The sequence below is a fragment of the Streptomyces sp. NPDC048192 genome, assembly GCF_043202415.1.
Lineage (GTDB): Bacteria > Actinomycetota > Actinomycetes > Streptomycetales > Streptomycetaceae > Streptomyces.
In genome coordinates this window covers 54,071-66,485 of sequence record NZ_JBIDAL010000005.1, presented here as the reverse complement: position 1 = coordinate 66,485, position 12,415 = coordinate 54,071, and the positions used below count along the sequence as shown (strand labels likewise).

Genomic DNA, 12,415 nt, shown 5'->3' with positions numbered 1-12,415 from the left:
CTCAACTGTCGGTTGCGGTGCGCGCCTCGGCGGCCGTGGTGCGAGGCGCGCGGGTGGTGCGGGTGCGTGCGGGTGCGGTGCGGGCGGTCTGGCGTGCGGTGCGGGCGGCGGCCTCGGCGGCGTCGAGCAGCTCCCCGATACGGGCGCCGGAGCGGCGGCCCTCCAGGTGCAGCCGGCCGACGTTGACCCGGCCCTCGGCGAGCAGGGTCAGCACGGCGGTGCGGCCGGCCGCGTAGGTCGCGACGTAGCCGTGCTCGCCGCGCACCAGCAGTTCCCGGAAGCCGCCGTTGCCGGTGGCGTCGGTGATCCGGACGGCGACGCCGAGCGCGGCGGCGGTGAGTGCCGAGAGGCCCTCCGGGTCGACCCCCGGGGTGTCGTGGGCGACGACGAGTCCGTCGACGCCGGCCGCCAGCGCCCCGGTGAGCTGCGGGACCCGGTTGCGCAGCCGGTGCAGCTCGTCCAGGACGGCCTGGAGATCTTCCTCGGACACCATCAGCTCTCTCCTCTCGGCGGGGCGGTGCCGTTCAAAGCGCCTCCAGCGCATCCCTGAGCCTCTTCAGCAGCGCGATGTCGGGGTCGGTGACCGGGAACGGGGGCGGCGGGGCGGGTGCCGTCGGCAGCGGGACGACCTGGCCGGCCGCCGCGAGCCGGCGCACGTCGACCAGGGTGTGGAAGGCCTGCCGGCCCAGGTTCCGGGCGATGGCGGTGGCCGTGCGGACGCCGTCCACGCGGTCCAGGACCGCCCGCTGCCGGGGCGTGGGCGGCGCGGCGGCCACCGGGTCGGCGCGGATCAGCGGGGCGGTGTCGGCGGCCGGGTCGGGCCACAGCCGGTGCAGCAGCAGCCGGCGGCGCAGCGTCTCGCGCTCCAGGGCTACGACCGGCACCGAGGGCAACGGGCCGAGCCGGGGCGCGCGGTCGTAGCGGAACCGGCCCGGGGCGCTGCTCGGGGCCAGCGCGAAGTACCCGGCGTCATACAGCGCGTCCAGATGGCACAGCTCCAGCGCGCCGGTGGGCAGCAGCCCGGACTCCAGCAGCAGTTCGGCGGCGTGCAGCGGGCCGGAGGCCTCGGCGGCGGCCCGCTGCCAGGCGGTGGCCGCGAGGGTGCCGTGAGCCGTGAGGAGCACGTCGAGGCCGGGTGCGAGCGGGCTGTCGGCGTGCACCACCCGGCCCTCGGCGAGGTACAGGGTGCCGTGTTCGCGGACCAGGACGCCGGTGGCCCGCTCCTCGGCGAGCCGGGTCAGCATCGGCGACAGCGCCCGGGGCTGCGCGGTGTCCCGCACCGGAAGCGGCGGCGGAGGCGTCTGCACCACGGTCATCCCAGGACCAGCCGGTCCGCCATCTCGCCGAGCCGGATCCGGGCGAGCGCGAGATTGCCCTCCTCCCGGCCGAGCCACAGATGCAGGAAGACGCTGCTGTCGAAGGACGTGTCCACGAACCGCAGCAGGTGATAGCTGTCGCGGTTGCTGACGATCACGTCCTCGATGGGCGGATGCCCGTCGCCGTGGGCGGCGAAGGCGCCGTGCTCGGCGGCCATCCGGGCCAGCTCGGCGGCCTCGGCGGCGGTCGTCTCGTGATCGCCGCCGGGCGCCTCCCCGACCGTGCCGAGGGCAAGGCCGCTGGTCCAGTCCACCAGCGCCGCCCCCCGGGCGCCGGGCAGGCGCATCGCTTCCAGCAGGCACTCGTCGATTCCGGGCACCGTGGCTCCCCTCCCGCCTGGGACTCCGGCTGAGTGACAGCGACACTACGCACGGTGCGCGGAGGATGTGGGGCCTTTGGCAATTTCCGGTGGAACATGCGTCCGGCGTACTAGTGTGGGTCAACTACCCCCTGGGACGCTTGAGTTGATCCATTTGTCCGAGGGATGCCGGGGCGCGTCAACGGCTTCCGGACGTCCCGAGGGTGGTGAGCGCGGCCGCGTGCGCCCCGCCGGACTCGGCCACCACCTCGGCGACGGTCTGCGGATCGCGTACGGCGGCGAACGCGACGCCTCCCGCGCCGTCCGGCGCGAAGCCGTAGATGCCCGGCCGGGCAAGCGAGTTGTAGGCGTAGTGGTGCGCGAAGTAGTACGCGCCCGTGTCCAGCGCCGCCGCGTAGTCGCCCTGCTCCAGCAGGGGCAGCGCGCGGCCCTCGGCCAGCAGGTCGCCGGAGAAGCAGGCCGGCCCGGCCACGTCCTGCACCACCTCCGGCCCCGGCTTCGGCCGTCCCTTGGCGTCGTAGGCGGCGATCCTGAGCGGCCACGCCCCCGGCGCGTACACGGTCCGCGTCGCGACCTGCACACCCGCGTGCGTCACCGCGATCCGCCGCCCGCCCGCGCTCTTGGCGTACTCCACCCGGGCCACCACTGTCCCCTGCTTGGCCAGCAGCGACCGCCCGAACTCGGTCACCAGCCCGTACCGCCCGTCGAACAGCCCCGGAACCTCCTTCGCCAGCAGCCGGGCGTACCGCGCGTAGGAGGGCTCCGTCGCCTCGGCGGCGAAGTTCACCGGCAGCCCGCCGCCGATGTCGAGCGTGTCGATCTGCCGCCGCCCCGCCCGCTCGTTGATCTCCTCCGCGAGCGCGTACGTCTCCGCCACCCCGCGCGCCAGCAGGGACAGCGGGATGCCCTGGGAGCCGGTGTGCGCGTGCAGCCGGGTCAGCCAGGGCCGGTCCAGATACGCCCGCACGACCCACTCGCGCGCCCCCTCGTCGCGCAGCGCCACCCCGAACTTCGAGGTCTCCGTCGCCGTGGAGGTGGACCCGATCGAGCCGCCGCCGACCTGCGGGTTGACCCGGATCCCGAGCGGGGAGGCAGTGGCCCGCGTGCGGACCAGGGCGTCCAGGCGGTCCAGCTCCTGCGGGTTGTCGGCGTTCACCGCGATGCCCAGCGCCAGCGCCTCCCGCAGCTCGGCCGGGGTCTTGGCGGGCGAGTCCAGCACGGTCCGGCCGGCCGGCACCCCCGCCGCGCGGGCCAGCGCCAGCTCGCCGGGACTGGCCACCTCGGCGCCGATGCCCGCCTCGTGCAGCAGCCGCAGCACCGGCACCAGCGGGGTCGCCTTCACCGCGAAGGCGTGCAGCACCAGCGTCCCCGGCGGCACGACCGCGTCGAACGCCGCCCGCAGCGCCGCCGCCGACTCCCGGATCCCGGTCACGTCCAGCAGCCCGGCCACCGCCGCGTCCGGTCCCAGCAGCCCCTGCTCGACGGCCGCCCGCACCGCCTCGTCCCGCCGCGCGGCGCGCTCCCGCGCTTCCCTCTCGAGGTCCCGCTCCACGGCCTCTCCCCTCGTGTCGCCTGGTGCCCGGTCGTCTCCGTCTCGCGTACATCCAGCCAAACATCCGCGGCGCGCGGACGGGGGCGCCCCGATGTATTGACTAGTTCTATTCAGGAAGACAGGATGTGAATAGACAGAGCAACATAGAGGAGGCAGACGATGTCGGGACCCCGCCCCGTACGAGCGCCGCGCGGCACGGAACTGAGCGCCCTGGGATGGCAGCAGGAAGCCGCCCTGCGCATGCTGCAGAACAACCTCGACCCGGAGGTCGCGGAACACCCCGACAAGCTCGTCGTCTACGGCGGCACCGGCAAGGCCGCCCGCGACTGGCGCTCCTTCGACGCGATGGTCCGCACCCTGAGGACCCTCAAGCAGGACGAGACCATGCTGGTCCAGTCCGGCCGCCCCGTCGGCGTCATGCAGACCCACGAGTGGGCCCCGCGCGTCCTCATCGCCAACTCCAACCTGGTCGGCGACTGGGCCAACTGGGAGGAGTTCCGCCGCCTGGAGGCCCTCGGCCTGACCATGTACGGCCAGATGACCGCCGGCTCCTGGATCTACATCGGCACCCAGGGCATTCTCCAGGGCACCTACGAGACCTTCGCCGCCGTCGCCGCGAAGAAGTTCGGCGGCACCCTCGCCGGGACCATCACCCTCACCGCCGGCCTCGGCGGCATGGGCGGCGCCCAGCCGCTCGCCGTGACCATGAACGACGGCGTCGCCATCTGCATCGACTGCGACCCGCGCGCCATCGAGCGCCGCATCGAGCACCGGTACCTCGACGTCAAGGCCGACTCCCTCGACCACGCGCTCCAGCTCGCCGTCGAGGCCCGCGACGCCCGCCGCCCGCTGTCCATCGGCGTCCTCGGCAACGCGGCCGAACTGGTCCCGCAGCTTCTCGCGATGAACGCCCCCGTCGACATCGTCACCGACCAGACCTCCGCCCACGACCCGCTGTCCTACCTGCCGGTGGGCGTCGCCTTCGAGGACATGGCCGACGCCGCCGCCAAGGACCCGGCCGGCTTCACCACGCGGGCGCGCGAGTCCATGGCCCGGCACGTCGAGGCCATGGTCGGCTTCATGGACGCCGGCGCCGAGGTCTTCGACTACGGCAACTCCATCCGCGGCGAGGCCCAGCTCGCCGGATACGACCGCGCGTTCGCCTTCCCCGGCTTCGTCCCCGCCTACATCCGCCCGCTGTTCTGCGAGGGCAAGGGCCCCTTCCGCTGGGCCGCGCTGTCCGGCGACCCCGCCGACATCGCCAAGACCGACAAGGCGATCCTGGAGCTGTTCCCGGAGAACGAGTCGCTGGCCCGCTGGATCAAGATGGCCGGCGAGCGCGTCCACTTCCAGGGGCTGCCCGCGCGCATCTGCTGGCTCGGCTACGGCGAGCGCGACAAGGCCGGTGAGCGGTTCAACGACATGGTCGCCTCCGGCGAGCTGGCCGCGCCGCTCGCCATCGGCCGCGACCACCTCGACTGCGGGTCGGTGGCCTCGCCGTACCGCGAGACCGAGGCCATGCTCGACGGATCCGACGCGATCGCCGACTGGCCGCTGCTGAACGCCATGGTCAACGTCGCCTCCGGCGCCTCGTGGGTGTCCATCCACCACGGCGGCGGCGTGGGCATGGGCCGCTCCATCCACGCCGGGCAGGTCACCGTGGCCGACGGCACGAAGCTGGGCGGGGAGAAGATCCGGCGCGTGCTGACCAACGACCCCGGCATGGGCGTCATCCGGCATGTGGACGCGGGGTACGACATCGCGGAGTCGGTCGCGCAGGAGCGGGGCGTGCGGGTTCCCATGCGCGAGGGTGACGGGGCGTGACGCAGCATCAGGCCGGGCACGGCGGCACCGCTTCGATGCCCGGCGAGTCCACCGTTCACAGCGCGTCCTCCTTCCACGAGATGTGGCGCGAGCTGCTTCCCGTCGGGCGCCACCCCGACTCCGGCGGCTACCGGCGTTTCGCCTGGACCGGCGCCGACGCCGACTGCCGGGCCTGGTTCAAGGAACAGGCGGAGGCGCGGGGGCTGGCGTACGAGGTCGACCGGAACGGGAATCAGTGGGCCTGGTCGGGGGACCCGGAGGCCGGGGACGCGGTGGTCACCGGGTCGCACCTGGACTCGGTGCCCGACGGAGGGGCCTTCGACGGGCCCCTCGGGGTCGTGTCCTCCTTCGCGGCCCTGGATGAACTGCGCGGGAGGGGAGCGCGGTTCACCAGGCCGCTGGCGGTCGTCAACTTCGGGGACGAGGAAGGCGCCCGCTTCGGGCTCGCCTGCGTCGGATCGCGGCTCACCGCCGGGCAGCTGACCGTCGAGCAGGCGCACCGGCTCACCGACGCCGACGGGATCACCCTGCCACAGGCCATGGAGGCCGCCGGGTACGACCCCGAGGGCATCGGGGCCGACCCGGAACGGCTCGCCCGGATCGGCGCGTTCGTCGAACTGCACGTCGAGCAGGGGCGGGCCCTGGACCTGTCCGGCGACCCGGTGGGCGTCGCAAGCGCCATCTGGCCGCACGGACGCTGGCGGTTCGACTTCCGGGGCGAGGCCAACCACGCCGGCACCACCCGGCTGGTCGACCGCCGCGATCCGATGCTGTCCTACGCCGAGACCGTGCTCGCCGCCCGCCGCGAGGCCGAACTCGCCGGAGCCGTGGCCACCTTCGGGAAGATCGCGGTGGAGCCCAACGGGGTCAACGCGATCCCCTCGCTGGTGCGCGGCTGGCTCGACTCCCGCGCCGCCGACCAGGAGACCCTGGACACGGTGGTCGGGGGCATCGAGAAGGCCGCCCGGGAGTACGCCGACGCCCACGGCGTCGACCTGGACGTCGTCCGGGAGTCCTTCACCCCGGTCGTCGAGTTCGACCACGCCCTGCGCGACGAACTCGGCCGCATCCTCGGCAAGGACACCGGACTGACGGTGCCCGTCCTCGGCACCGGAGCCGGACACGACGCCGGAATCCTCTCCGGCAGCATTCCGACCGCCATGCTGTTCGTGCGCAACCCCACCGGCGTCTCGCACTCCCCGGCCGAGTTCGCCGCCGAGGACGACTGCCTGGCCGGGGTGCGCGCGCTCGCCGACGTACTGGAAGGGCTGGCCTGCAGGTGACCGAGCGGACCTACTGGTTGGAGCACGCCTGGCTCGGCGACCGTGTCGAGCCCGGAGTCGTCGTGGAGACGGCGGGCGGGCGGATCGGCGCCGTGCGCACCGGGACGCCCACCCCGCCGCCCGGCGCCGAGGTGCTGCGCGGGCTCACCCTGCCCGGGCTCGCCAACGCCCACAGCCACGCCTTCCACCGGGCGCTGCGCGGCACCGTCCAGATCGGCTCCGGAACCTTCTGGACCTGGCGCGAGGTGATGTACTCCGTCGCCGACCGGCTCACCCCGGACAGCTACCACGCCCTGGCGCGCGCGGTGTACGCCGAGATGGCCCTCGCCGGCATCACCTGCGTCGGCGAGTTCCACTACGTGCACCACGCGCCCGGCGGCACGCCCTACGCCGACCCCAACGCGATGGGGGAGGCGCTGATCGCGGCCGCCGCCGAAGCCGGCATCCGGATCACCCTCCTCGACACCTGTTACCTCTCCGCCGGCTTCGGCCAGGCCCCGAACACCCACCAGCTGCGCTTCTCCGACGGCAGCGCGGAGGCCTGGGCCGAACGCTGTGCAGTTCTCAAGGAACGGGATCACGCACGGATCGGAGCGGCGATCCACTCCGTACGGGCCGTGCCCGCCGGGCAGCTGGCGACCGTGGCCGGGTGGGCCGAGGAGCGGCGGGCCCCGCTGCACGTGCACCTGTCGGAGCAGACCGCCGAGAACGACGCCTGTCTCGCCGCGCACGGCCGCACCCCCACCCGGCTGCTCGCCGACCACGGCGTCCTCGGCCCGCGCACCACCGGCGTGCACAACACCCACCTCACCGACGAGGACGTCGCCCTGCTCGGCGGCTCGCGCACCGGCACCTGCATGTGCCCGACGACCGAGCGGGACCTGGCCGACGGCATCGGCCCCGCCGTGGCCCTGCAGCGCGCGGGCTCCCCGCTGTCCCTCGGCTCCGACAGCCACGCCGTCATCGACCTGCTCGAAGAGGCGCGCGCGATGGAGCTGAACGAGCGGCTGCGCACCCGCACCCGGGGCCACTGGACGGCCGCCGCCCTGCTGCGGGCGGCCACCGCCGACGGTCACGCCGCGCTCGGCTGGCAGGACGCGGGCGCCATCGAGACCGGCGCGCTCGCCGACCTCACCACGATCGCGCTCGACTCGGTCAGAACAGCGGGGCCGGTGCCGCGACTGGGCGCCGAGACCGCCGTATTCGCCGCGACGGCAGCGGACGTACGGCACACGGTCGTGGGCGGCCGGCACGTCGTACGCGACGGGGCGCACACGCTCGTGCCCGACGTGCCCGAGGCCCTCGCGCGGGCCGTCGAAGCCCTCCGCTCCTGACGACCACCCACGAGGACACCATGAGCAGCAGCACCGTCATCACCAACATCGCCACGCTCGTCACCAACGACCCCTCCCTCGGATGGGGGTCCCCCCGCTCGAGCAAATTCGAGAGTGGGGGAAACTCCCCCCTCGGTCTGATCCAGGACGCGGCCGTCGTCATCGACGGCGACCGCATCGCGTGGACCGGTGAATCCAGGAAAGCACCCGCCACTGACAACCGGGTCGACGCGGGCGGCCGGGCGGTGCTGCCCGGGTTCGTGGACTCCCACTCGCACCTGGTCTTCGCCGGCGACCGCACGCAGGAGTTCAACGCCCGCATGTCCGGCCGCTCCTACACGGCGGGCGGCATCCGCACCACGGTCGCCGCCACCCGCGCCGCGAGCGACGCGGAGCTGGAGGCCAACCTCACCCGCTACCTGGCGGAGGCCCTCCGCCAGGGCACCACCACCTTCGAGACGAAGTCGGGCTACGGCCTGACCGTCGAGGACGAGTCCCGCGCCCTGCGCATCGCCGCCCGGCACACCGACGAGGTGACGTACCTCGGCGCGCACATCGTCTCCCCCGACTACGCGGACGACCCGGCCGCCTATGTCGCCCTGGTCACCGGCGAGATGCTGGACGCCTGCGCGCCGCACGCCCGCTGGATCGACGTGTTCTGCGAGAAGGGCGCCTTCGACGGCGACCAGGCCCGCGCGATCCTCACCGCCGGCAAGGCGAGGGGACTGCACCCCCGCGTCCACGCCAACCAGCTCTCCTACGGCCCCGGCGTCCAGCTCGCGGTCGAACTGGACGCGGCCAGCGCCGACCACTGCACCCACCTCACGGACGCCGACGTCGACGCCCTCGCCCACAGCCGTACGGTGGCCACGCTGCTGCCCGGCGCGGAGTTCTCCACGCGCGCCGAGTGGCCGGACGCCCGCCGCCTGCTGGACGCGGGCGTCACGGTGGCCCTGTCCACCGACTGCAACCCCGGCTCGTCCTTCACCTCGTCCGTCCCGTTCTGCATCGCCCTGGCCGTCCGCGACATGCGGATGACCCCGGACGAGGCGGTCTGGTCGGCCACCGCGGGCGGCGCCGCGGCCCTGCGCCGCACCGACATCGGCCGCCTGACCCCCGGCGCCTGCGCCGACCTCACCCTCCTGGACGCCCCCAGCCACGTCCACCTGGCCTACCGCCCGGGCGTGCCCCTGGTGAGCGGGGTGTGGCGCAGGGGCGTGCGGGTGGTCTGAGCGCACCGCGGGCGACCCGCGCGGCGCGTGAGCCGGCTGTACACCCGGCTCACCGCGCCCCCGCCCGCCACCGCTGGTCGGCGCTGTCGTCCAGGGGCTGCAGGGACACGCCGTACCTGCCGTCCGGGGTCACCGCCGTCCCGGTGTCGATGGCCGGGCGGATGGTGCCGTCCGGGTCGACGGTGAAGCGGAGGTTGTCGCCGTTGTCGCCGTAGACCGAACCGCAGGTCCAGATGCCCACGCCCCGGTCGGTCGAGCCCCGGCTGTCCAGGCAGAAGTCCTCGTCGGCCGCCGACCGGAGCACGCCCAGGCCGCTGTCCACGCGCCAGCGCTGGGTCGAGGAGCCGTCGCAGCGCGCCGTGACCACGTCGTTGCCCTGCTCCAGATCGCCGTAGCGGATGTCCAGGCAGCGGCCCGTGGCGACGTTCACCACCTCGGCGAAGGAGGCTCCGGGCGGGGTGAAGGAGGGCGACGGCGGCGGCGTCGGTTTCGGGGTGGGCCGCGGCGACCGCGTGCTGGGCGACGGGGACGGGGACGGTGAAGTGGGCGCGGGGGACGGGGATTTCGTGGGGGACGGGGAGGGGGTCACGGAGATCGTCGCCGTCACCGTCACCGAGGGCGGCGTGGGCGTCGCCGCCGCCGGCTGCTGGTCGTGGGACCGCGCCGGGACGAGCACGAACACCAGCAGCGGGGCCAGGGCCACCCCGAGGGCCGCCGAGGCCAGCAGGACGCGGCGTCCGGGCGGCCGGACCTGCCGTACCGCCGGCGGTTCGGGCGCGGCGGGCGGGGGTTCCTCGGCGTCGATGTACGCCGTTCCGCGCCACGGCAGCAGGCCCTCCGCCAGGGTCTGGCGGGGCGCGTCCCGCAGGGCCCGCAGATCCTCGGACGCGGCCGTGCAGTGCGGACAGCGGGCCATGTGCGCGTCCAGGTCGGCGCTGCGCCGCGGGCCGTCCGGCCGTACCGCCTCCTCGATCAGCCGGCGGAAGTCGGCGCAGCGCGCGTCGTCGGAGGCGGCGAGGCGCGCGCGGAGGCAGGCCTGCGCCAGCGCCTTGAGGGCCTGCGGGACGCCGAAGGACACATCGGTGCGGCTCAGGCCCAGGAAGGCGGCGGTCCGGTCCTCCGGCTCGCGCTCCAGCACGCCGTACCAGAGCAGGCCCTGGGCGCGGGAGGGCAGCGAGCGGAAGGCGGGCAGGAGCGGCGGGACGGGACCCTCGGGCAGGCCGGAGGTGTTCAGGACGAGCAGCAGTGCGGGGTCGAGTCCGGCGGAGCGCTCGTCCCGTGCCCAGGCCGCCGCCGCCCGGCCGGCCAGCAGCAGGAGCCGGTGGCGCAGCGGTACGGCCGGATCGACGCCCCGGGCCGTCTCGCGGGCGGCCGTGGTGACGGTCTCCGCTGCCAGCCGGCGGGCGGCGGACTCGCTCGCCGCGCACAGCCGGGCGTAGCCGAGGACCGCCGGGAGGTGCCGGCGGCGCAGCTCCTGCAGGGCGGGGTACGCCGTGGCCGTGGGGGAGCGCAGCAGTTCGGTCAGCCGGGCGTCCGGGGCGTCCTGGAGTTCGGCGCCCGCGTGCTCCGCAGCCGCCTCGGCGCCGTCCGGACCGGCTCCGTCCCCCTGAGCCATCGTTCAGCCTCCTCGCACCACCGGGTGACCGCGCCGTTGCGGTCCCGGCCCGGCATACCAGCCGGTTTGGGGGGCCATAGTGGTCGAGGGGAGTGGCCGGGAAAAGAGGTTTCCGCGGGTAACCAGATAACGGTTGGGATCACGGGCCGAGTTGGCCGGAACCGGGTGCAAGAGCCGGGTATGGCAAGCGCATTCGGGGATACCCGCGCCAATCGGAGAGGTGGGCGACCACGGGACAGCGCAGCGGCCCGGCATGGTGGGCCGGGCCGCTGCGCAGGATGTCACCGCGGACGGGACGGGGAGGTCACTCCTCGATCGTCAGACCCTTGCGCAGCCGTGCCAGCGTGCGCGACAGCAGACGGGACACGTGCATCTGGGAGATGCCGAGTTCCTCGCCGATCTCCGACTGGGTCATGTTCGCCACGAAACGCAGGGAGAGGATCCTCCGGTCCCGCGGCGGGAGTTCGGCGATGAGCGGCTTGAGCGACTCCACGTACTCGATGCCCTCGAGGCCGTGGTCCTCGTACCCGATGCGGTCCGCGAGGGCGCCCTCGGTCTCGTCCTCCTCGGGCTGGGCGTCCAGCGAGGAGGCGGTGTAGGCGTTCGAGGCGGCCATGCCCTCGATGACCTCGTCGTTGGAGATGCCGAGCTTCTCGGCCAGCTCCGCGACGGTCGGGGCCCGGTCCAGCCGCTGGGCCAGCTCGTCCCCGGCCTTGGCCAGGTCCAGGCGCAGCTCCTGCAGCCGGCGCGGAACCCGCACGGACCACGAGGTGTCACGGAAGAACCGCTTGATCTCACCGATGATGGTCGGCATCGCGAAAGTGGGGAACTCCACTCCGCGCGCGAGTTCGAAACGGTCGATCGCCTTGATCAGGCCGATGGTGCCGACCTGGATGATGTCCTCCATCGGCTCGCTGCGGGAGCGGAAGCGGGAGGCGGCGAACTTGACGAGGGCGAGGTTGAGCTCGACGAGGGTGTTGCGGACGTACGAGTACTCGTGCGTGCCTTCCTCCAGCGACTCGAGGCGCTCGAAGAGGGTCTTGGACAGGGCCCGCGCGTCGACCGGGCCGATCTCGTCGTACGGGGGGATCTCCGGGAGTCCCTCGACGGGGTCGAGGGCGTCGATGGGATGATCCAGCTGTTCCGGTGGGGGTGTCGACGTCGCGATCGGGGTATGCGATGCGTCGAGCCGGGGTGACATGGTGTCCTCCATCGTTCTCGGCATACGGCTGCCGAAGCCAGTGCCTGCGTGCGGTGTGCGGCGCCTCCGAAGCCGGCGTGTAGGGATACGTGTCCTACTAGCCCTACCCGGTCGACCGAACCGATCGCAAGTGCGTTCTGTCCAGTTATGTCCGTTTCTGTGAGGTTCTTCGGGTGCCGGAGTTCGCTTGGAGGGCGTAGTGTTCGAGAGCAGTCAGCGTCCACGACCTCGGGAGAGAGACGGCATGGACCACGGGACGGTCGGCAGCGCACAGTCGGGCCGGCTTCTGGTGGAGGTGCGGGAAGAGGGCTCCAGCGCCGTTGTGACACCGGCGGGTGAGCTCGATCACCACACCGCCGATCTTTTGCGTGAGCCCCTCGACGACCTCTTGGACAAGGGCTTCTCGCGCCTTGTCGTGGACTGCACCCGCCTGGAGTTCTGCGACTCCACGGGGCTGAACGTCCTGCTCGGGGCCCGGCTGAAGGCGGAGGCCGCCGGCGGCGGGGTCCACCTGGCCGGGATGCAGCCGGTCGTCGCCCGCGTGTTCGAGATCACCGGGGCGGAGGCGGTCTTCACCGTGCACGACTCCGTGGAGGCGGCCTTGGCCGAAGGCGGCGACTGAGCCCCGCCGGCCCGCCCTCCCGCGCGCGGTATGCCGTGAGCGATCGCACCCGTCAC

Annotated in this window: 11 protein-coding genes; 5 read left to right on the top strand and 6 right to left on the bottom strand. The window is 73.7% G+C overall.

Annotated features, from left to right (window positions below):
- Nucleotide 1: 1 nt before the first annotated feature.
- From ACGFZN_RS11090 to ACGFZN_RS11075, 4 genes are all read right to left on the bottom strand, one after another.
- Nucleotides 2–493: a roadblock/LC7 domain-containing protein gene (locus tag ACGFZN_RS11090; RefSeq protein WP_393858168.1), complete on the bottom strand. Its 492-nt coding sequence runs from the start codon at nt 491–493 to the stop codon at nt 2–4.
- 31 nt (nt 494–524) lie between these two features.
- Nucleotides 525–1,316: a transcriptional regulator gene (locus tag ACGFZN_RS11085; RefSeq protein WP_393858167.1), complete on the bottom strand. Its 792-nt coding sequence runs from the start codon at nt 1,314–1,316 to the stop codon at nt 525–527.
- Nucleotides 1,313–1,696 carry a hypothetical protein gene (locus tag ACGFZN_RS11080; RefSeq protein WP_330339569.1) on the bottom strand — a complete coding sequence of 128 codons (384 nt, stop codon included), beginning with the start codon at nt 1,694–1,696 and terminating at the stop codon, nt 1,313–1,315. The genes ACGFZN_RS11085 and ACGFZN_RS11080 overlap by 4 nt, the downstream gene beginning before the upstream one ends.
- 178 nt (nt 1,697–1,874) lie before the next feature.
- On the bottom strand, nt 1,875–3,248 hold the full coding sequence (locus ACGFZN_RS11075) for a diaminopimelate decarboxylase (protein WP_393858166.1): 1,374 nt from the start codon (nt 3,246–3,248) through the stop codon (nt 1,875–1,877).
- Between the two features lie 159 nt (nt 3,249–3,407).
- Between ACGFZN_RS11075 and hutU the strand changes: the two genes are divergently transcribed.
- Genes hutU through hutI form a run of 4 tightly spaced genes read left to right on the top strand, consistent with a single transcriptional unit; the run spans nt 3,408 to nt 8,921 of the window.
- Nucleotides 3,408–5,072, top strand: a complete 1,665-nt coding sequence (gene hutU, locus ACGFZN_RS11070) for a urocanate hydratase (protein ID WP_393858165.1) — start codon at nt 3,408–3,410, stop codon at nt 5,070–5,072.
- 35 nt (nt 5,073–5,107) lie between these two features.
- Entirely contained in the window at nt 5,108–6,355 is a 1,248-nt protein-coding gene (locus ACGFZN_RS11065; protein WP_393858565.1) for an allantoate amidohydrolase, read from the top strand.
- The gene (locus ACGFZN_RS11060; RefSeq protein WP_393858164.1) at nt 6,352–7,689 is read left to right on the top strand and encodes a formimidoylglutamate deiminase; all 1,338 of its coding nucleotides are present in this window, start codon (nt 6,352–6,354) and stop codon (nt 7,687–7,689) included. Before ACGFZN_RS11065 ends, ACGFZN_RS11060 begins: the two co-directional genes overlap by 4 nt.
- Nucleotides 7,690–7,709: 20 nt before the next feature.
- Nucleotides 7,710–8,921, top strand: coding sequence for an imidazolonepropionase (gene hutI, locus ACGFZN_RS11055; protein WP_393858163.1), 1,212 nt, complete (start codon nt 7,710–7,712; stop codon nt 8,919–8,921).
- Between the two features lie 49 nt (nt 8,922–8,970).
- Here hutI and ACGFZN_RS11050 read toward each other — a convergent pair whose 3' ends face one another.
- Together ACGFZN_RS11050 and ACGFZN_RS11045 are read right to left on the bottom strand one after the other, a co-directional pair.
- A complete protein-coding gene (locus ACGFZN_RS11050; RefSeq protein WP_393858162.1) occupies nt 8,971–10,536 on the bottom strand; it encodes an RICIN domain-containing protein in 1,566 nt (521 codons plus the stop codon).
- A 304-nt stretch (nt 10,537–10,840) separates the two neighbouring features.
- Nucleotides 10,841–11,737 (bottom strand): RNA polymerase sigma factor SigF, encoded by an 897-nt coding sequence (locus tag ACGFZN_RS11045; protein ID WP_393858564.1) that lies wholly within the window; start codon nt 11,735–11,737, stop codon nt 10,841–10,843.
- 244 nt (nt 11,738–11,981) lie between these two features.
- Between ACGFZN_RS11045 and ACGFZN_RS11040 the strand changes: the two genes are divergently transcribed.
- On the top strand, nt 11,982–12,359 hold the full coding sequence (locus ACGFZN_RS11040) for an STAS domain-containing protein (protein ID WP_393858161.1): 378 nt from the start codon (nt 11,982–11,984) through the stop codon (nt 12,357–12,359).
- Nucleotides 12,360–12,415 lie beyond the last annotated feature (56 nt).

Bases quoted from the DNA above. Each gene is read 5' to 3' on its own strand.
- ACGFZN_RS11090 (WP_393858168.1), bottom strand. From the start codon at position 493: ATGGTGTCCGAGGAAGATCTCCAGGCCGTCCTGGACGAGCTGCACCGG.
- ACGFZN_RS11085 (WP_393858167.1), bottom strand. From the start codon at position 1,316: ATGACCGTGGTGCAGACGCCTCCGCCGCCGCTTCCGGTGCGGGACACC.
- hutU (WP_393858165.1), top strand. From the start codon at position 3,408: ATGTCGGGACCCCGCCCCGTACGAGCGCCGCGCGGCACGGAACTGAGC.
- ACGFZN_RS11065 (WP_393858565.1), top strand. From the start codon at position 5,108: ATGCCCGGCGAGTCCACCGTTCACAGCGCGTCCTCCTTCCACGAGATG.
- hutI (WP_393858163.1), top strand. From the start codon at position 7,710: ATGAGCAGCAGCACCGTCATCACCAACATCGCCACGCTCGTCACCAAC.
- ACGFZN_RS11050 (WP_393858162.1), bottom strand. From the start codon at position 10,536: ATGGCTCAGGGGGACGGAGCCGGTCCGGACGGCGCCGAGGCGGCTGCG.
- ACGFZN_RS11045 (WP_393858564.1), bottom strand. From the start codon at position 11,737: ATGTCACCCCGGCTCGACGCATCGCATACCCCGATCGCGACGTCGACA.
- ACGFZN_RS11040 (WP_393858161.1), top strand. From the start codon at position 11,982: ATGGACCACGGGACGGTCGGCAGCGCACAGTCGGGCCGGCTTCTGGTG.